The organism is Leucobacter sp. Psy1 (assembly GCF_020096995.1).
Classification (GTDB): Bacteria; Actinomycetota; Actinomycetes; order Actinomycetales; family Microbacteriaceae; genus Leucobacter.
The window spans coordinates 464077-483809 of sequence record NZ_CP083692.1; the positions used below are offsets into that span (position 1 = coordinate 464077).

A 19733-nucleotide genomic window follows, 5' to 3' on the forward strand; every position below is an offset into this window, starting at 1 on the left:
CAGTGGGCGGGTGACCGCTGCGAAATCTTCGTTCCCCGTGTGGGCCGCGCTCCTCGTCTCGGGTATTGCGGGCATGATGGTCTCCACGCAATCGCGGGTGAACGGCGGCCTCAGTCAGGAGCTGCACAGCGGGTATCTGGCGGCTGCGGTCTCCTTTGGATCGGGTCTGCTGATCCTGGTGGTGCTCGTCGCATGCGTGCCGCGCGGGCGACGCGGCCTTGCGAGGGTGCGACGGGAGGTCGCGGCGGGTGAGTTCCCGGTGTGGGGGCTTCTCGGCGGGGCGTGCGGCGCGTTCTTCGTGCTGACGCAGGGTCTGGTGGCCACGGTGCTGGGCGTGGCGCTCTTCACTGTCGGGATCGTCGCGGGGCAGGTGCTCGGCGGTTTGGTGATCGACCGTATCGGGCTGGGCCCGAGCGGGAAGATCGCGCCCACGACGACGCGCCTCATCGGTACGGGGCTCGCGGTCGTGGCGGTCGCGGTGTCGGTGTCGGATCGCATCCTGGGCGGAGACGGCGGAGCCGTGTGGCTCATCGTCATCCCCGTGGTGGCCGGTGTTGGCATGGCATGGCAGAGCGCCGTCAACGGGCTGGTGCGAGTGGTGGCGCAGAGCGCGATCACCGCAACCTTCGTGAACTTCCTGGTCGGGACGCTGGTGCTCGCCATCGCTGCGGCGGTGTCGTTGGCGTTCTCGGGGTGGCCGACCGGGTGGCCCGCGGAGCCCTGGTTCTATGTCGGCGGCCTCGTGGGGGTGGTCTTCATCGCGCTGGCGACGATTCTCGTGCGAACGGCGGGCGTACTGCTGTTGAGCATGTCGAACGTCGCGGGGCAGCTCGTCGGCTCGATGGTGTTCGAGGTGTGGTCTCCGCTGGCCGGGGGCGTGACGATCCCGCTGCTGGCCGGAGTGGGTCTTGCGCTGGTCGCGGTGGTCATCGCGGCGCTGCCGTCGCGGTATCGGCGCCCGGAAGGACCCCGCTAGGGTCACAGTGCTGTAACGGAATAGGGCCTCTCGAGCCTCGCGAGACAGCCGCGCCGCTCGCGAGAACGGGCGGCATGCCCCATTGCGCGGATCCCAGTCGTTCCTAAGCAGAAGAGGTGGCTCCTGGCCTCTGACACGTCGCGGTTCTGGGCGTTGCGGACGTCGACCGCGTCTCCGCGAAGCGCGTCCCACCACCTGAACGGACGGTCGCAGTGCTTGCTATCGTGACACTCGGCTGCCCCCGCGAACTCAGCGAGGCGGTGGGTACCGGTGCAGTGAGGACGGGAAGCGAATAGTGTGGGAGTACATTGCGGGACGGTGGGGAGCGATTCTCTTCGCCGCCTGGCAGCATTTCAGTCTGGTAGCGCAGTGCGTGATCCTCGGAACCATCATCGCGGTCTTCCTCGCGGTCCTCTGCTACCGCGTCCCCGCGCTCGTGGGGCTCGCGAACGGCGTTACCGCGATCGGGCTGACCATTCCGTCATTCGCGCTCATCGGGTTGTTGATCGCCCCGGTCGGGTACGGCGTTCCGCTCGCGGTCACGGTACTCACCTTCTTCGCGGTGCTCCCGATCCTGCGGAACGCCGTCGTCGGCTTGAGCGGAGTCGAATCGTCGCTCATCGAGTCGGCTCGCGGTATCGGTGTGAGCCGACTCGGCACCCTCGCGCGGGTTGAACTGCCGCTCGCCTGGCCCGTCATCCTCACCGGCATCCGCATCTCGGCGCAGATGGTCATGGGTGTCGCCGCCGTCGCCGCATACGCGCTGGGCCCCGGGCTCGGATCCTTCATCTTCACCGGACTGTCGCAACTCGGCAGCGCGAACGCGGTGTATTCCGTCCTGGTCGGCGTCATCGGCGTCGTCATCATCGCCCTCATCCTCGATCTCATTCTGGTCGTCATCGGCCGGTTGACAACCCCGAAAGGCATCCGTGTCTGAGAGCAGCGAACAGTCCGCCCCCACCGGGGGCTCCCGCATTCTCCTCGAAGAGGTCACGAAGCGGTACTCCTCAGGGGGAAGGCCAGCGGTCGACGGGGTCACTCTCGAGATCCCCGCAGGCAAGATCGTCATGCTCGTCGGCCCGTCCGGCTGCGGGAAGACGACGACCCTGAAAATGATCAACCGGCTCATCGAACCGACCGAGGGCACCATCAGCCTCGGCGACCAGGACGTGACGGATATCGACGGCGACGACCTCAGACGCCGGATCGGGTACGTGATTCAGGCGGGAGGGTTGTTCCCGCACATGACGATCGCGCAGAACATCGCGATCGTGCCGAAGATGCTCAAGTGGGACAAGCAGCGGATCGCTGCGCGGGTCGACGAACTCCTCGACCTCGTTTCGCTGGACCCCGAGGTCTACCGCGATCGATACCCGCGGGAGCTTTCAGGCGGCCAGCAGCAACGCGTCGGCGTGGCGCGGGCGCTCGCGGCCGATCCTCCGGTGCTCTTGATGGACGAGCCATTCGGTGCCGTGGATCCCATTACGCGCCAGCGCCTGCAGGATGAACTGCTGCAGATCCAGGAGGAGCTGCAGAAGACGATCGTCATCGTGACCCACGATTTTGATGAGGCGGTGAAGCTCGGTGACTGGATCGTCATCTTCTCCGAGGGTGCACACATCGTGCAGTACGACACTCCCGAGCGTATTCTCGCCGAGCCTGCCAACGAGTTCGTCGAGAACTTCATCGGTTCGGGGGCGGGTCTCAAGCAGCTCACGCTGACCCGCGTCCGCGACGTCGAACTCGCCGATGCGGTGACGACCAGACCGGGCGAGCTCGCGGCCGCCGTGCGCGATGAGTTGCGGGCGCGCGGGCGCGAGCACGCGGTCGTGCTCGACGGGCGGGGCCGGCCGATCAATTGGCTGTCCGTGAAGCAACTCGGACGCCTGGAAGCGATCCCCGAGACGCCCGCCCCCGATCTGCCGCTGGTCAGCACGGGCGCGACGCTCAACGACGCGCTCGATACGATGCTGGTGTCCAGTGCGGGAACAGCCCTCGTCGTGGGCAGGCGCGATGCCTTCGTCGGCGTCATCGACGTGGAGACGGTGATGCACGCGATCACGGCCGCGCGTGCGGAAGCCGCGCGTCTCCACGCGAACGGTCCGGTCGGGACCAACACGTCGCCCGTCCCGGTCACCACGGGGCGCGCAGATGGGTGAGACTCGACGGCGGTCGCGGCTGCGCGCGTTCGCTCCGCTCCTGCTGCAACCCATCGGCGTCGTGGTCGCCGGTGTCGTGCTCCTGCTCTGGCTCTCCGGGAGTGACCTGAGCGCGACCGAACTCAGCACGCTCGAACCGAGCGTGCTGACCCGGTACGTCGGTGAGCACCTCCTGCTGACACTCGTGTCTGCGATCATCGTGCTGCTCATCTCGATTCCGGTGGGGATCCTCCTGTCGCGACGGGCGTTCAGGCGCGCGCAACCGACCGTGCTCGCCATCGCGAATTTCGGTCAGGCCGCCCCCGCGATCGGACTGATCGTGCTGCTCGCCATGTGGCTCGGTTTCGGGTTCTGGGCGGCGATCGTTGCCCTCGTGGTGTACGCCATGCTGCCGGTCATCAGCAATACGGTGGTGGGGCTCGCCGGAGTCGATCCTCGCCTCGTCGAAGGCGGGAGGGGAATGGGCATGAGTGCTGCCGCCGTGCTGTTCCGCGTCGAGCTGCCGCTCGCGGTACCCGTCATGCTGAGCGGAATCCGCACCGCGCTCGTGCTGCTCGTCGGGTCAGCGACGCTCGCGACATTCGTCGATGGCGGCGGCCTCGGCATCCTGATCACCACGGGTGTGAGCCTCGCGCTCAACACCGTGCTCATCACCGGATCCGTCATCGTCGCTCTCCTGGCATTGTCCATCGACTGGCTCGGCCGTGTCGTCGAGTACGTCGCTACGCCGAAGGGGCTGTCGTGAAGAAACTCCGCCGTATCGTGAGTGGCGTGGCCGCCGTCGTCGCCACCGCCGCGCTGACCGGCTGCGGCCTGCAGGCGGCGACCGCGTACATCCCGTCGTTCTCCCCAGGATCGATCTCGCCGTCGGAGGAGACGGAAGGCGTGCCGTTGACGATCGTCACGAAGAACTTCACCGAGCAGCTCCTGCTGGGCAAGATCTCCGTCATCGCCGCGACGGCAGCCGGATACTCGGTCACCGACCTCAGCAATGTTCCCGGCAGCCAGCCCGCGCGGCAGCTCATGCTCAGCGGACAGGCCGACGTGGGCTGGGAGTACACCGGCACTGCGTGGCTGACCTACCTCGGCAACGAGGAGGCATTTCCGGATCAGCAGAAGCAGTGGCGCGAAGTGCGGGACGCCGAACTGGCGAACGGTCTGACCTGGCTGGATCCGGCACCGCTGAACAACACCTACGCGTTCGCCACGCCTCGGGCCCTGTCCGAGGAGCTGGGCGTCACCAAGCTCAGCGAGATCGGTGACCTTCCCGTTGAAGAGCGCACGTTCTGCGTGGAAGCCGAGTTCAACTCTCGGGCCGACGGGTTCAGCCCGATGCTGCAGGCCTACGATCTCCCGCGCGACAGCGCGGAAGGCGTGCCGAGCGACAACATCCGTGTGATGGACATCGGCGCGATCTACGCGGCGACCGCCGACGGTGCGTGCGCCTTTGGTGAGGTTTTCACAACCGACGGGCGCATTCCCGCACTCGACCTCCTCGTGCTCGAGGACGACCGAGGGTTCTTCCCGGCCTATAACGGCGCACCGGTCGTGAACACGGAGACGCTCGAAGCGCATCCTGAACTGGCGGAACTCTTCGGCGAATTCGTCCCCCTCCTCACCGATGAGACGATGCAGGAGCTCAACGCGCAGGTGGATGTCGAGGGCAGGGAACCCGCCGACGTCGCCCTGGAGTGGATGGATGAGCAGGGCTTCGTCACCGCCGACTGAATGCCTGTCGGGTGCCGTCGACAGTCAGTCCCGATCCACTCCCTCGGTGAGGAAGCGTTCGACGGGGAGCGGCTTGCGGGGCTTCTCGCGGCGATCCCGGTCGGGAATGCCCCCGACGTAAAGCCACCCCAGGAGGTACTCCGAACCCTCGAGTCGGTGGGCTCGGTGCACCGCTTCCGAGCGGGTCAGCACACCGGTGCGCCACATGACGCCCCAGCCGGCTTCGTGCAGGAGCAGCGACAAGATGTGGGCGGCGCCTGAGGCGACGGCCTCCTGCTCCCACGCGGGGACCTTCTTGCTGTCCTGTGTCCGTGCGACGACCGCGAGCACGAGCGGCGCGCGCCGTGCCTTCTTGACGTATTTTTCGTGCTGTTCAGGATCGCCGCCCGCGGCGTCGGCCAGACCGTGGCCGACGAGGTCGCGGTCGTCGCCGCGGAGCGCGATGATGCGCCAGGGTCGCATGCCCGAGTGGTCGGCGATCGAGGAGAGCGGCGCAATGAGCTCCGCGAGTTGCTCTGGAGTGGGGGCGTCCTCGGTCACCTTCGAGTGGGATCTCCGGTTCCGCACCGCCTCGAGCGCGGCTTGGGGGTCGGGTTGGTGCGTCACGGAGGTTCTCCCGGGTGATGTGTGTGCGGTCTCGGAGGTGACCAGTGTACGCGGGGTTGCATCATCTGATGAATGCCGCCATGATATCCAGTGGACGTTAAGGTAAGACTAACCTAACCTCCATCTGATGATGACGGAGCGCCCGCGCTCACCTGTGAAAAGGAGAACTTTCGCATGAAAGTCAGTTCTGCCCCGCGCAAGAAGGTGAGGACGCTCGTCGGCGCGTTCACCTCCGCGCTGCTCGTTGCGAGCGGCCTCGCGCTCGCGCCAGCAGCGGCGAATGCCGCGCCTGCCGAAGGGACCGTTGCCGATGCCACCCTCGATTGGGGGGTGAAGCAGTCGTTCCGAAGCTATCTGTTCGGTCCGATCGCGCACGGCGCCTACGAGTTGCTCGGGAACACGACGGCGAGTGCGGAGAATCTGCGTCCGGCCGCTGAGCACCTGTCATGGTCCGGTGGTACGGGCACGGCTGCGACGGACGGCAGCACTGCTGATGTGAGTTTCGGTGCGGGCAACGGCGTGCACTTCACAGGGCACGAGATGACCGTGGACGGTGTGACGGCTCCGGCGCTGGATATGCAGTTCACGAATCCTCGGGTGGAGGTGACCTCCGCGACCGAGGGGACCCTGTATCTGGACGTGAAGAGCCGGAAGTTCGAGGGGATGACCTCGATCAGTCAGGAGTTCTTCGAGGAGAGCAATGTTCCGTTCGCGACGCTGAACCTGAGTGGTGGCGTGTCTGCAACCGGCACCACCTACACGTGGGCTGAAGCTCCGGCGACGCTGACGGATCAGGGAGGGGCGGCGTTCGGCGGGTTCTACGAGGCCGGTGCTGAGCTGGATCCGGTGACGTTCACCCTCCCCGTCGAAGAAGTAGCGGTGGCCCAGGACACCACGACGTCCCTCGACACCTCGGCGCTGAAGATCACCGAGGGCGACGAGCTCGAGCTGACCGCGACGGTTGCGCCGGTCGAAGCCGCGGGAACCGTGCAGTTCACGAACGGCGCTGAGAACCTGGGCGGTGCCCAGGCGGTCGTGAACGGCGCCGCCTCGCTGCGAACCTCCGACCTGCCGATCGGCGGTCACAGCCTGACCGCGGAGTTCGTGCCGGCAGACCCTGCGGCGTTCAACGCGTCGACCTCGGACGCGGTGACAGTGACCGTCGAAGAGGCCGAGGAACCCGTCGTCTGGGAGCCGAAGCTGGAGGTCTTCCTCGAAGATGGCACCACCCCGGTCGGTGATACCGAGGTGGCCGAGGGCGATCAGCTGGTCGTCAAGGGCACCGGCTACGATCCAGAGGCGAACGTCGGCGGTCGCGGCGTGCCGATTCCGAGCACCATGCCGCAGGGCGTGTACGTCGTCTTCGGCGAGTTCGCGCAGAACTGGCGCCCGTCTGAGGATGCCCCGAGCAGCGCGCGAGCGATCGGTGCACAGGGCTGGGTGCTGACCGAGGACACGGTCGACCAGATTCCGCCGCAGTACCAGGGCATCGTGCGCGGCCAGTGGGTCGAGCTGAACACCGACGGCTCTTTCGAGTGGGAAGTCACCATCGAAGACCACGACGGGACCAAGCAGATCGAGGACGGTCAGTACGGCGTCTACACCTACGCGGCCGGCGGCATGAAGAACGCCTCACAGGAGCAGGGCGTTCCGGTGAACTTCGTCGAGCAGGTCGTCGAACCGGTCGCGACGACCACCACGGTCGCAGCGACCGCGTCCGAGATCACCGAGGGCGATGAGGTCACGCTGAGCGCGACGGTCGCGCCCGCGGCGGCTGCCGGTACGGTGCAGTTCACGAACGGCGAGGCGAACCTCGGCGAGCCCGTGACCGTCACGAACGGCGCCGCCGAGCTGAAGGTCACGGATCTCCCGGTCGGCGCGCATCGGATCGCGGCCGAATTCACCCCCGAAGAAGCGGAAGTGTTCGCGCCATCGGCCTCGACGAACGAGGTGACGGTTACCGTGTCGGAGCAGGTCGTCGCCGACCCGAAGATCACGGTGACGCCCTCCCATGATCTCGATCCCGCCGTCGAGAACACGCTGACGGTCGAGGGTACAGGCTTCGTCGGCCCCGGTGCGGCGAACGGAGCGTACGTGCTCTTCGGCGAGGAGAGCGTATGGTCGGGCGAGGGCGCGCTCCCGAGCGCGGGCTGGATCACCCAGGGCTGGGTCCCGGCGAACCAGATCACCGATGGCAGCTTCACCACGACGCTGCAGGTGCCCGCGGACACGCTGGATCCGGCCAAGGAGTACCACGTAGCCACCTCGGCGGCGCACGGTCTCTCCGTCACCGATCGCTCGCTCGATGCGTTCGCAGAGGTCACCGTTGCGCAGCCGGCACCGGAGCCTGAACCCGAGCAACCGTCCATCTCGATCAACGGTGCGGGTGCCGACGCGAGGGTCACGCAGGGCGAGAAGGTCGCCTTCACCGCGGGACCGTTCGCGGAGGGGCAGAAGTTCCAGGTCGAGGTTCGCTCGGAGACCGTCGAGCTCGGCGAGCAGACGGCGAACGCCGAGGGCATTGTCACCGCGAACTGGACTGTTCCGGCGGACTTCGAGGTCGGCGAGCACGCGATCGTGTTCATCGATGAAACAGGTGACGAGCTGTCGGCGACCTTCGAGGTGCTGGCTGCCGAGGCCCCCGGCGCCAGTGACGACAACGGCACGGCCGATGGGAACGAGGGCGGCAGCGATGGCGGCCAGGTCGGTGCGGACGCGCAGCAGAACGGCGCCCAGGGTGCCGCCCAGGGCGCAGGCCAGGGCGGGCAGGCCGCCGGCAAGGGTGGTCTGGCGAACACCGGTTCGGACGGGCCCGGGCTCAGCCTGCTGTTCGCCGGCGGAGCGATGCTCCTCGGTGCGGCCGGCTTGATGCTGGCGCGTGGTCGGACGGCTGCTCGCAGCGAGTAGTCGACCGAAGGATCCGGTGCGGTGCCCCGTTCGATGGAGCGAACGGGGCACCGCACCGGCACGAGATCCGGACGGAAGTCGAAGTGGAAGACCTCAGTGGGTGGCCCCCTCTGAGCGTGAAGTAAGAGTTGGAGTGGTTTCAGTGGCACCATCCGTGGGGATGCCTCGGGCGGACCGAGGCGACATCGCGTCGTCGGGCAAGCGGAGAATCCGTGGGGTACTCGGTGCCGCTCTGGCCTCGGTGCTCGCCGCGGGTGCGGCGCTCGTTGCGACACCGTTCGCGTACGCTGCGCCCGCTGACGGGACCGTTGCCGGTGCCACCCTCGATTGGGGGGTGAAGCAGTCGTTCCGAAGCTATCTGTTCGGTCCGATCGCCCATGGCGCCTACGAGTTGCTCGGGAACACGACGGCGAGTGCGGAGAATCTGCGTCCGGCCGCTGAACACCTGTCATGGTCCGGTGGTACGGGAACGGCTGCGACGGACGGCAGCACTGCTGATGTGAGTTTCGGTGTGGGCAACGGCGTGCATTTCACGGGGCACGAGATGACCGTGGACGGTGTGACGGCTCCGGCGCTGGATATGCAGTTCACGAATCCTCGGGTGGAGGTGACCTCCGCGACGGAGGGGACCCTGTATCTGGATGTGAAGAGCCGGAAGTTCGAGGGGATGACCTCGATCAGTCAGGAGTTCTTCGAGGAGAGCGACGTTCCGTTCGCGACGCTGAACCTGGCGGACCCCGGGGCGGACGGGGCGACGTTCACCTGGTCGGCTGCTCCGGCGACGCTGACGGATCAGGGAGGGGCGGCGTTCGGCGGGTTCTACGAGGCCGGTGCTGAGCTGGATCCGGTGACGTTCACCCTCCCCATCAAAGCGGTTGATGACGGGGCCGTGGAGCCGGGAGATGGATCAGCCGACCCCGGTGATGGAGTCGCCGACGGGGACGGCTCGGCGGACCCGGATGACGGGTCGACGGATCCGGGCGACGGGTCGTCTGACCCCGGGGACGACTCATCCGATCCTGACGGCGAGGCAGATGGGGCAGTCGGGACGACCACGACGGTCACCGCGGCGAAAGCGAAGATCACCGAGGGTGACGAGCTGCGCATCCGAGCAGCCGTGACACCCCGGGAGGCCGTGGGCAGCGTCCAGTTCGCATTCGGTCAGGAGAAACTCGGGAACCCCGTCGAGGTGGCAGGCGGGGCAGCTGGGCTGACGACCTCCGCACTTCCCGAAGGCACCCATCAGATCACCGCGACGTTCGTCCCGAAGGATCCGAAAGCGTTCGCCGAGTCGACGTCCGATCCGGACGAGGTCGTCGTCGGGAAGAAGCAGGAGGGCCCCGTCGAGACCATTGTCGAAGCGGCGACACTCGACTGGGGTGTGAAAGCGTCCTTCCGCAGTTACCTGCAGGGCCCCATCGCGCACGGCACGATCGACCTCCTCGGCGCGACGACCAGCGATGACGAGAACATGCGGCCGAAGGATCGCGAGTTCCACTGGACCGGTGGAGCGGGCGAGGCGATGTCCGACGGCAGTTCGGCCGATGTGACCTTTGGTGCCGAAGACGGCGTCGCCTTCACCGGACACGAGATGACGGTCGACGGCACGACGGCCCCGGCGTTGGACATGCGGTTCACGAAACCTCGCGTGAAGTTCACGGCGTCGGGCGAGGGGACGCTGTACCTCGACGTGAAGAGTCGAGAGTTCACGAGCATGACGGAGATCAGCGACAAGTTCTTCGAAGCGGAGAACGTGTCGTTTGCGAAGCTGGATCTCTCGGCACCTCAGGTCCACGGCACAACATACACGTGGTCCGAAGCCGAGGCGACGCTCACTGAGCAGGGAGCCGAGGCGTTCGGCGGCTTCTACGACGCAGGCGTCGAGCTCGATCCCGTGACCTTCACGGCGGATCTCGGCGAGTCCACCGGTCCTGTACCCACCCCGAAGTCCACGAAGACGACGCTCTCGGCATCGCGCGACTCTATCGTGGAAGGGAACGAGGTCACGCTCACGGCAGCCGTCGCTCCTGCCGCCGTTCAGGGGACGGTGCAGTTCACGCACGGCACGCAGAGCCTTGGAACGAGCGACGTGAAGAACGGTAAGGCGTCGGTCAAGACCAGGGCTCTGCCCGTCGGGGAGCAGACGATCACGGCGACCTTCACTCCTACCGATTCGCGGGCGTACCAGCGCTCCACTGGGACCACTCTGATCTCGGTGGGGCAGAAGGGCTCCGGAACGATCGGCACGATGAGCTGGGGTGTGAAGGAGAGCTTCCAGAAGTACGTCACCGGTCCGATCGCCCACGGCTCGGTGTCGGCGAGAGCGGGCGCGTCGCAGAAGTCGAAGGGCGACCCGTTCGTGTTCCGTCAGGTGGAGAAGAGCAACTGGAACTCGTCCACCGGCCGAGGCACTGTCGAGTACGCCGGAGCAGTGCAGTTCACGGGTCACGAGATGGAAGGCGGCCACGCGCTCAACCTGACCTTCCTCAACCCGCGCATCACGGTCACCTCGGCGACGACCGCGCAGCTCATCTTCGACGTCAAGGGACTCAAGTTCGAGGGGATGGACCAGGTCGGCGGCGCCCTCGACATGAAGAACGTCGTGATGGCGAACGTCAAGCTCGGCTCTCCGCAGCAGTCCGGCGGAACGGCCACCTGGAGCAACGCATCTGCGACGCTCACGAAGCAGGGCGCCGAAGCGTTCGGCGGCTTCTACGAGGCAGGTGTGGCGCTCGACCCCGTCACGTTCACCGTGGGCGAGAACGACCCGAACCTCGAGAAGGCCGGAGCGGAGACGCCGCAGACGCCGAAGGCCTCGAAGCAGGGACCGGCAGCGCGTGCCGCCGGCGCTGCCGGTGGAGGCGGCAGCGCCGGATCCCTCACGTGGGGCGTCTCGAAGTACTTCGCGGACTACACGAGCAAGAAGTCCGGCTCGGGGTGCCCCACTCCTTCGAAGCACTGCGCCGGCGGGTCGATCGAGACCACCGGCGTCGGGAGCGGATGGCTGTTCCCGCAGGCCGAGGGGAGCAGCTGGGACAAGAGCAGTCAGACCGGAACGGTCAAGTTCTCCGGCATCGTATCTTTCAAGGGGTACGGCATGACCATGTTCCAGGTGGCGAACCCGTCGATCACGGTGAACAGTGCGTCGTCTGCGACGCTGCACACGGGCAACACGACGTCGTACGGCAAGTCGTCGTACTCGCTCGATCTCTCCAGTGCCAGCAAGGCGGTCGGGCCGAACGGAGAGGTGACCTGGAGCAACGTGCCGGTGAGGGGATCGCTGATGGGGATCAGCGCCTCCCAGACCATCGGCTTCGACGACCTGACCTTCACGGTGGGGGATCCGAGCAGGGTCTCCTACGGCGCGACGCAGGACGGCGGTGACAAGAAGCAGTACACCGCTGCCGCCACGCCCCCGACCACCGAGGGGCTCGAGATCCTCACGCCCGAGGACAAGATCCGCGAGGGCGGCCGTATCGAGGCTCAGGCGTCCGGTTTCGAACCCGAGGACGAGGGGGTGCTCGTCGTGCTCTACACCGACCCGGTGCAGGGCGAGCCGATCGTGCTCGACGACGAGGCCACTGCGGACGAGAGCGGCGTCGTGAAGTGGTCAGGCACTCTCCCGAAGCAGGGGACAGGGAACCACGTCCTCACCCTCCAGGGCAGCAGCGACGCCGGAGCGAAGATCACGATCCTCGATGCCGCTGAGAACTCCTCCGCGCAGGCGGTCGGCGCCGCCGCAGCAGATGGCTCGAACGCCGGCGGCGGACCGCTCCCTGATCTCCTCCGCGCTGCCGGTCTGGCGCCGTGGGAATGGTGGGTGAGCGCGGGATCGATGGTCGCGATCGCCGCCTGCACCTCCGTCCTCGTGGTCCGCCAGCGTCGTGAACTCGCCGGCATGCCCGCGCCGGCGCCGGCCTGACCCGTGCCGGTTCGACAACTCAGATATTCTCTACGAGGAGGAACATTCGTGATCTCACGCCCCGTATCCCGCATCGGTGGAGCGCTGCTCGGCGCATCATTCGCCGTGGCGCTCGCCGCCGTGCCCACCGCGGCATCCGCGGTCCCGCACGTCGCTCAGGAGGCAGCTGCGGGGTGCGAAGTCAGTGGCGGGACCCTTTCATGGGGACTGAAGGAGAGCTTCCGCTCCTACATCAGCGGGACGATCGCCAACGGCTCGTGGGAGACCTCGAGCGGGGCCGGCTACGAGACCCCGAACTTCCAGTGGGGCGACGCGTCCGGGTCCATCGAGCCTGAGACCGGTACCGGTGCCGTCAGCTTCACGGGGACGGTGCACTTCACCGGACATGACGGGGTGCTCGACCTCACGCTCGCGAACCCGACGATCGAGTTCGAGGGCGACGGCAAGGCGGCGCTCCTGCTCGACGCGAAGAGCACCGACATGGAGGGCGAGGTCGCCGTCGATGAGGAGCAGGAGTGGGTCGGAGACCTGACCGTGCAGAGCCAGGTCGTTCCGAGTGACGACGCGCTCGAACTCGCCGACATGCCCGCCGAACTGACGAACTCCGGCGCTGGAGCGTTCGTCGGCTTCTACGAGGCCGGGGCCGAACTCGATCCGGTGTCCGTGAGCCTCGAGTTCTCCGGGTGCGATGCGGCTACGGTGTCCGCTCCGACCGAACCGGCCGCGGGCCAGGACGACGCCGGACAGGACGACACCGAGACGCAGGCTGTCGTTGCGCCCGCCCCAGCGATCCCCTGGCTGCCGATCGGCATCGGCGGCGTTGCGCTGCTCGTCATCGGCTTCACCGTCGGCATGCTGGTCGGCGGTCGGAAGCCGAAGCCGCAGCCGCAGTCGCAGCCGCGGCAGACTCCCGCGCCGGAGGGAGAGGAGCGATGACCATGCGTTCGCGATCGCGCACGCTCGGCCGCCTCCGGGGCCGGCACCGCGCCGCGGCAGGGGTCGCCGGCGCGCTCGCCGCCGCGCTCGTACTCGTCGGCTGCTCGGGGAGTCCGCAGGGAACGCCGAATACTGCAGGCGGGTCGCAGCAGCCGCTCAGCGCACTGGACGTGCTCGACGATCCTCGCAGTTACGAAGGGCCTTCGACCGCGGTGCTGCCTGACTCGGCGATCGAGCCGATCTCCGACAGCCCTGAGCAGCAGCTGCCATCGACCGTGACCTCCCAGGTCCAGGGCGGCGGCGAAGAGCAGGTCACGGTGGAATCCACCGACCGCGTGGTCGCGCTCGATCTCGCGGGCTCGATCGCCGCGAGCGCGTGGGCTCTCGGGTTCGGGGAGACGCTCGTCGGGAAGGACCAGTCGACGACCTTCCCTGGCACCGAAGACATCGATACCGTGACCTCCGGCGGGCACACCGTGAACGCCGAAGCCGTGATCGGCTTGAAACCGGACGTCGTGATCACGGACGGAACGATCGGACCGCGCGATGTGATCGAGCAGCTCAGGGACGTCGGGATCACCGTAGTGTTCGTCGAGAACGATCCATCCTTTGAGGGCGCCGAAAGCCTGGTGCAGCAGGTGGCGGCCGTCTACGGAGCCGAGGCTGCCGGCGCGCAGCTCGCCGAGCGGATCGGCGACGAGGTGGATGCAAAAATCGCGGAGATCGCCGAGATGGTGCCGGCTGCGGAAGGGGACCGGGTGCGGATCCTGTTCCTCTACCTCAGGGGGAACGCCGGGGTGTACTACATGTTCGGATCGGAATCCGGCGCGGATCAGCTGATCCAGGCACTCGGAGGCGTGGATGTCGCAGGCGAACTCGGCTGGACGGGAATGAAGCCGATGACCGACGAGGCACTCGTCTCGGCGAATCCCGACCTGATCCTGACCATGACCGGTGGAATCGAATCGGTCGGAGGGGTGGACGGGCTGGTGCAGGAGAAACCGGCGATCGCGGTCACCGCTGCGGGTGAGCACCGTCGCGTGGTCGACATGGACGACGGCGCGGTGCTGTCGTTCGGGCCCCGCTCGGCCGAGGTGATCGACGCGCTGGCACGAGCGATCTACGCCCCGGCATCCGGATCCGAGGCCCCGTGACGGACCTCGCAGCGCGGGCCCCGCAGCGACCGGTGAAGCGCTCCGGGCGCGGCGCATGGGTCGTGGTCGTCACCTCGGTGCTGCTCGTCGTCGGCGTGCTGCTCTCGGCAGGACTGGGGCAACTGCCCATCGGTCCGGCGGAGGTCGTCGGGTCGATCCTGAAGGCGATCGGGATCGACAACGCCTGGGCCCCCCACGATCGCCTGATCGAGCAAACGCTGTGGCAGATCCGATTCCCGCGGGTGATGATGTCGCTGCTCGTCGGTGCCGCGCTCGCCGTCGCGGGCGGTGTGATGCAGGCCATCTTCGGCAATCCGCTCGCCGAGCCGGGTGTCGTCGGCGTCTCCTCGGGGGCGGCGCTCGGCGCGGCCGGCGCCATCACGTTCGGGCTCTCCGTCTTCGGCGGGTGGACGATCGCCGCGTTCGCGTTCCTCGGCGGTCTCGCCGCCACGCTCGTCGTCTACGCGACGGCGCGCGCCCAGGGACGCACGGAGGTCGTCACCCTCCTCCTCACGGGCATCGCCGTCAACGCCTTCGCCGGGGCCGGGCTCGCGCTGATCATGTTCGCGGGGGACACCGCGAGTCGTGAGCAGATCGTGTTCTGGCAGCTCGGCTCCATCAACGGATCACGTTGGAACGAGGTCGCGATCGTCGCCATCGTCGGTGTTGTCGCCGCTGCCGTGTCGCTCAAGCTCGCACCGCAGTACGATCTGCTTTCACTCGGCGACCGCACGGCGTCGCACCTCGGGGTGAAAGTGGAGCGCCTGCGCATCTGGTCGGTCGTGCTCGTCGCGCTGCTCACCGGCGTCGGTGTCGCGTTCGTCGGCATCATCGCATTCGTCGGACTCGTGGTGCCGCACCTGGTGCGCATGATCCTCGGACCGGCGCACCGCTGGCTGCTCATCTGCTCGATCATCGGGGGCGCGACGCTGCTCGTCTACGCCGATCTGCTCGCGCGCACCATCGTCCCGTCGGCAGACCTGCCGATCGGAATGCTCACGTCGCTCGTCGGCGGGCCGTTCTTCTACTGGCTCATCCGCAGGAACCGTCGGCGCGCGGGAGGCTGGGCATGAACGGGGCAGCGCAGCAGCTGATCTCGGCGAGCTATCGGGCGGGGCGGATCCGGATCGTCGACGCGGTCTCCATGGACGTACGGTACGGCGAGGTGCTCGCCCTCGTCGGCCCGAACGGCGCGGGCAAGTCGACGGTGCTCGGACTCCTCTCTGGCGATATCTCGCCGACCGAGGGCACGGTCGCGCTCGACGGTCGCCCGCTGCACGAGTGGGACGCCAAGGAGCTGGCCCGCGTGCGCGCCGTGCTGCTGCAGGCGAACCAGGTCGCCTTCTCCTTCACGGCGCAGCAGGTCATCGAGATGGGACGAGCGCCGTGGATGGGGACGGAACGGGCGGATGATGACGCCGCCGCCATCGCCGATGCCGTCGCGGTCACCGACGTCGCGCATCTCACGGACCGCATGTTCCCGACGCTCTCAGGCGGGGAGAAAGCCCGGGTATCGCTGGCGCGCGTCCTGGCGCAGGAGACCCGCATCGTGCTGCTCGACGAGCCGACGGCAGCGCTCGATCTGCGCCACCAGGAGGAGGTGCTGCGCATTTCCCGGCGCCTGGCGGCCGCGGGGAAGGCGGTGATCGTGGTGCTCCACGACCTGTCGCTCGCCGCCGCCTACGCCGACGAGATCGCGATCCTCGCCGACGGTGCGCTCGCGGCGCGCGGGACGCCGGAGGAAGTGCTCACGGCCGAGCGCATCGAGACGGTGTACGGCACCTCCGTCCGCGTGATGCCGGATCCGGACACCGGTCGCCCCGTCGTGATTCCGCGTCGAGCCTGGTGAGCGGGTCGGGAGCGGATCGAGGTGCCGCGCTGAGGGGTCATCGAGCGAGCACCTGTATTCTGGTGCGCAGGTCCGACGGCGCACGAGCCCGCACGGACCGTCAGAGAACCTCGAGAGGATCCGCGTGAGTCAACCACCCCGCGACGACACGTCCCGGCGCGACGCATCGCAGGAGTACCCTGAGGATCGCTTCGACCACCCCGAACTGCGTGGCCGTGTGGGCGCTCACCGCGTCGTCGCCCGCCCGCGGAACACCTGGCGGTTCGTCATCGCCGGAGTCATCGGGTTCGCGCTGCTCACCGGGCTCGGCATCTTCACGGTCGAGCGCATCGGTGCGAGCCTCGGCTTGGATGAGCGCATCGGCGGTTCCAGCGACACCGCTCAGGTCGAACCAGAGCTCGACCCTGAAGCCTCGGTCGCCGTGCTGAACGGCACCGATACCCCGTACCTCGCGGAGGGGGTCGGCGAGGTCATCGGAGACGGCGACCTCGGAGTCATCGTCTTCGCGGGCAACGCCGCGGAGACCGATGTCGCGATCTCCGGCGTGTTCTACGAGGACGAGGCCGACATTCCCGCTGCGGAGGGTCTCGCGCGCGAACTCGGCGGACTCTCGATCTACCAGAGCAATGGCTACGCATCGTACGGCGCCCGTCTCGTTGTGCTCCTCGGCACCGATTACGGCGGCCCTGGCGCCGATGAGGCCACCAAGATGGAGCAGGAGTCGAGCGAGAACACGATTCCGGGGACGGAGTCGCCCGACGCGGACGCCGGAGTCGAAGCGGACGCCTCCGCCGATCTCTCCGCCGAGGTCGACGCCGGTGTCGACGCCTCGGGCGAGGTGCCGGCGCAGTAGTCCTCCGAGGTCGCCGCGAGTCGCCTCCCGCGCTTGCACTCGACGGGTGTGAGTGCCAAGATTGACTTAGCACTCGAAATGATCGAGTGCTAAGTCTGTGAGCATCGTGTCCCGGACTGGGGCACACCTGGAACGTCCGGGAGGGACGACTGTATGGCAAAGATCATTGCTTTTGATGAGGAAGCACGTCGCGGCCTTGAGCGGGGTCTGAACACCCTCGCCGATGCCGTCAGGGTGACCCTGGGGCCGCGTGGCCGCAACGTCGTGCTCGAGAAGAAGTGGGGCGCCCCCACGATCACGAACGACGGCGTCTCCATCGCCAAGGAGATCGAGCTCGAGGATCCGTACGAGAAGATCGGCGCCGAGCTCGTCAAGGAGGTCGCGAAGAAGACCGACGACGTCGCTGGTGACGGCACCACGACCGCGACCGTGCTCGCGCAGGCGCTCGTTCGCGAGGGTCTCCGCAACGTCGCTGCAGGCACCGACCCCATTGCGCTGAAGAAGGGCATCGAGAAGGCCGTCGCGGCCGTCGTCGAGAAGCTCCTCGAGAACGCGAAGGAGATCGAGACCACCGATCAGATCGCCGCGACCGCTTCGATCTCTGCCGCTGACGAGCAGATCGGTGCGCTCATCGCCGAGGCGATCGACAAGGTCGGCAAGGAGGGTGTGGTCACCGTCGAGGAGTCCAACACCTTCGGCACCGAGCTCGAGCTCACCGAGGGCATGCGCTTCGACAAGGGTTACCTGTCGGCGTACTTCGTCACCGACGCAGACCGCCAGGAGGTCGTGTTCGAGGATCCCTACATCCTCACGGTGAACAGCAAGGTCTCGAACATCAAGGACCTGCTGCCGATCGTCGACCCGGTGATCCAGTCGGGCAAGCAGCTCCTGATCATCGCTGAGGACGTCGAGGGCGAGGCGCTCGCAACGCTCGTGCTCAACAAGATCCGCGGCATCTTCAAGTCGGCCGCCGTCAAGGCTCCCGGCTTCGGCGACCGCCGCAAGGCCATGCTGCAGGACATCGCGATCCTCACGGGCGGCCAGGTCATCTCGGAAGAGGTCGGTCTCAAGCTCGAGAACGCCACGCTCGACATGCTCGGCACCGCGCGCAAGGTCATCATCACCAAGGACGAGACCACCATCGTCCAGGGCGGCGGCGAGAACGACGCGATCGAGGGCCGCGTGGCTCAGATCCGTCGCGAGATCGACAACACCGACAGCGACTACGACCGTGAGAAGCTGCAGGAGCGCCTCGCGAAGCTCGCGGGCGGCGTGGCCGTCATCAAGGCCGGTGCGGCGACCGAGGTCGAGCTGAAGGAGCGCAAGCACCGTATCGAGGACGCCGTGCGCAACGCGAAGGCAGCCGTCGACGAGGGTGTGCTCCCCGGTGGCGGTGTCGCGCTCATCCAGGCCGGCAAGGATGTCTTCGCATCGCTCGAGCTCAAGGGTGACGAGGCCGTCGGCGCGAAGATCGTGAAGACCGCGATCGAGGCTCCGCTGCGTCAGATCGCGCAGAACGCCGGCCTCGAGCCGGGCGTCGTCGCGGATCGCGTTGCGAACCTCGAGGTCGGCTACGGCCTGAACGCAGCGACCGGCGAGTACGGCGACCTGGTGGCCCAGGGCATCCTGGACCCGGCGAAGGTGACCCGCTCGGCGCTGCAGAACGCGGCATCGATCGCTGGCCTCTTCCTCACCACCGAGGCCGTCGTCGCGGACAAGCCGGAGCCCGCTGCTGCGGCACCGGCCGACCCGACGGGCGGCATGGACTTCTAAGTCCCGGTTCGGGGTCGCCGCTCGGCGAGCCCTCCACGAGCGGGGTCGCACCTTCGGGTGCGGCCCCGCTTTCGTGTTCCTGACTGCTGCGATGATCGGGCTGGCCCGCCGTCGGGCGGGCGCTGCCGACCGGAATCAGCCGCGATCGGCGCTCGCCCGTTCGTACGCCGTGACAAGGATCCGCTCGGCGCGGTGCAGATAGGCTTCGAGCGCCTCGGCGGCCTCATCGGGGCGCCCGGCCGCGAGCAGTTCGACGATGCGCGCGTTCTGATCGATGAACGGGGCATGCAGATACTCGGGGTCGTCGACGAGACCGAATGCCAATCGCACCTCCGCCGCGAGCGCGTCGGCGAAGCGGGTGAGCCGCGGGCTGTCGGCGAGCTCGATGATTGCGGAGTGGAAGAGGATGTTGGCGGTGCCGACGGTGCGCCAGTCTCCGGCTTCGCGTGCGGCGAGCGCGGTCTCGACGGCCTCGCGCATGCGCGCGACGGCGGGATGCTTCGGGAGTGCCGCGCGCAGGGCGCCGCACTCGATCAAGCGGCGCAGATGGTAGATGTCGATGATCGACATCACCGATGGCGTGGCGACGAACGCTCCGCGGTGGGGGATCTGGACGACGAGGGACTGCTCGCTGAGGATGCGGAAGGCCTCCCGGAGCGTGTTGCGCGAGACGCCGTGCGTGCGCGCGAGTTCGACTTCGGCCAGCCGCATTCCCGGCGTGAGTGCGGCGTCTGCGATGAGGGAGCGGAGTGCGGCCGCGGTTTCTTCGGCTCGTGATCGTCCGAGGGGTTCTGCCGCGGCGTCGTCGGCGGGCGAGGTCATACGGATGAGTCTATCGCCTGACGTATTCTGTTGAACGGATCGCTTGCG

Annotated in this window: 15 protein-coding genes; 13 read left to right on the top strand and 2 right to left on the bottom strand. The window is 67.6% G+C overall.

Annotated elements, in window-relative coordinates:
- Positions 1-10 precede the first annotated feature (10 nt).
- From K8P10_RS02130 to K8P10_RS02150, 5 genes are all read left to right on the top strand, one after another.
- On the top strand, positions 11-976 hold the full coding sequence (locus tag K8P10_RS02130; RefSeq protein ID WP_224780167.1) for a DMT family transporter: 966 nt from the start codon (positions 11-13) through the stop codon (positions 974-976).
- A 295-nt stretch (positions 977-1271) separates the two neighbouring features.
- Entirely contained in the window at positions 1272-1913 is a 642-nt protein-coding gene (locus K8P10_RS02135) for an ABC transporter permease (RefSeq protein ID WP_224780168.1), read from the top strand.
- Positions 1906-3135, top strand: coding sequence for an ABC transporter ATP-binding protein (locus K8P10_RS02140; RefSeq protein WP_305069236.1), 1230 nt, complete (start codon positions 1906-1908; stop codon positions 3133-3135). The genes K8P10_RS02135 and K8P10_RS02140 overlap by 8 nt, the downstream gene beginning before the upstream one ends.
- Positions 3128-3880: an ABC transporter permease gene (locus K8P10_RS02145; protein ID WP_224780169.1), complete on the top strand. Its 753-nt coding sequence runs from the start codon at positions 3128-3130 to the stop codon at positions 3878-3880. The genes K8P10_RS02140 and K8P10_RS02145 overlap by 8 nt, the downstream gene beginning before the upstream one ends.
- Positions 3877-4863: a glycine betaine ABC transporter substrate-binding protein gene (locus K8P10_RS02150; protein WP_224780170.1), complete on the top strand. Its 987-nt coding sequence runs from the start codon at positions 3877-3879 to the stop codon at positions 4861-4863. Before K8P10_RS02145 ends, K8P10_RS02150 begins: the two co-directional genes overlap by 4 nt.
- 24 nt (positions 4864-4887) lie before the next feature.
- Here the strand turns inward: K8P10_RS02150 and K8P10_RS02155 are convergent, their stop codons facing one another.
- Positions 4888-5469, bottom strand: a complete 582-nt coding sequence (locus K8P10_RS02155) for a nitroreductase family protein (RefSeq protein WP_224780171.1) — start codon at positions 5467-5469, stop codon at positions 4888-4890.
- Between the two features lie 174 nt (positions 5470-5643).
- On the opposite strand from K8P10_RS02155, the gene K8P10_RS02160 reads away from it, so the two are divergent.
- From K8P10_RS02160 to groL, 8 genes are all read left to right on the top strand, one after another.
- Complete coding sequence (locus K8P10_RS02160) at positions 5644-8376, top strand: HtaA domain-containing protein (protein WP_224780172.1); 2733 nt, start codon at positions 5644-5646, stop codon at positions 8374-8376.
- 160 nt (positions 8377-8536) lie between these two features.
- The gene (locus K8P10_RS02165) at positions 8537-12298 is read left to right on the top strand and encodes an HtaA domain-containing protein (protein WP_224780173.1); all 3762 of its coding nucleotides are present in this window, start codon (positions 8537-8539) and stop codon (positions 12296-12298) included.
- A gap of 48 nt (positions 12299-12346) precedes the next feature.
- Positions 12347-13234: an HtaA domain-containing protein gene (locus tag K8P10_RS02170; protein ID WP_224780174.1), complete on the top strand. Its 888-nt coding sequence runs from the start codon at positions 12347-12349 to the stop codon at positions 13232-13234.
- Entirely contained in the window at positions 13231-14388 is a 1158-nt protein-coding gene (locus tag K8P10_RS02175; RefSeq protein ID WP_224780175.1) for a hemin ABC transporter substrate-binding protein, read from the top strand. Before K8P10_RS02170 ends, K8P10_RS02175 begins: the two co-directional genes overlap by 4 nt.
- Positions 14385-15461, top strand: a complete 1077-nt coding sequence (locus K8P10_RS02180) for a FecCD family ABC transporter permease (protein ID WP_370631936.1) — start codon at positions 14385-14387, stop codon at positions 15459-15461. Before K8P10_RS02175 ends, K8P10_RS02180 begins: the two co-directional genes overlap by 4 nt.
- Positions 15458-16237, top strand: a complete 780-nt coding sequence (locus K8P10_RS02185; protein ID WP_224780176.1) for a heme ABC transporter ATP-binding protein — start codon at positions 15458-15460, stop codon at positions 16235-16237. The genes K8P10_RS02180 and K8P10_RS02185 overlap by 4 nt, the downstream gene beginning before the upstream one ends.
- Before the next feature lie 124 nt (positions 16238-16361).
- Complete coding sequence (locus K8P10_RS02190; RefSeq protein WP_224780177.1) at positions 16362-17090, top strand: LytR C-terminal domain-containing protein; 729 nt, start codon at positions 16362-16364, stop codon at positions 17088-17090.
- Between the two features lie 153 nt (positions 17091-17243).
- Positions 17244-18863: a chaperonin GroEL gene (gene groL, locus K8P10_RS02195; RefSeq protein ID WP_224780178.1), complete on the top strand. Its 1620-nt coding sequence runs from the start codon at positions 17244-17246 to the stop codon at positions 18861-18863.
- A 135-nt stretch (positions 18864-18998) separates the two neighbouring features.
- On the opposite strand, the gene K8P10_RS02200 is transcribed toward groL, so the two are convergent.
- Positions 18999-19685: a GntR family transcriptional regulator gene (locus tag K8P10_RS02200; RefSeq protein WP_224780179.1), complete on the bottom strand. Its 687-nt coding sequence runs from the start codon at positions 19683-19685 to the stop codon at positions 18999-19001.
- Between the last annotated feature and the right edge of the window lie 48 nt (positions 19686-19733).

Bases quoted from the DNA above. Each gene is read 5' to 3' on its own strand.
- K8P10_RS02145 (WP_224780169.1), top strand. From the start codon at position 3,128: ATGGGTGAGACTCGACGGCGGTCGCGGCTGCGCGCGTTCGCTCCGCTC.
- K8P10_RS02160 (WP_224780172.1), top strand. From the start codon at position 5,644: ATGAAAGTCAGTTCTGCCCCGCGCAAGAAGGTGAGGACGCTCGTCGGC.
- K8P10_RS02200 (WP_224780179.1), bottom strand. From the start codon at position 19,685: ATGACCTCGCCCGCCGACGACGCCGCGGCAGAACCCCTCGGACGATCA.
- K8P10_RS02165 (WP_224780173.1), top strand. From the start codon at position 8,537: ATGCCTCGGGCGGACCGAGGCGACATCGCGTCGTCGGGCAAGCGGAGA.
- K8P10_RS02185 (WP_224780176.1), top strand. From the start codon at position 15,458: ATGAACGGGGCAGCGCAGCAGCTGATCTCGGCGAGCTATCGGGCGGGG.
- groL (WP_224780178.1), top strand. From the start codon at position 17,244: ATGGCAAAGATCATTGCTTTTGATGAGGAAGCACGTCGCGGCCTTGAG.
- K8P10_RS02175 (WP_224780175.1), top strand. From the start codon at position 13,231: ATGACCATGCGTTCGCGATCGCGCACGCTCGGCCGCCTCCGGGGCCGG.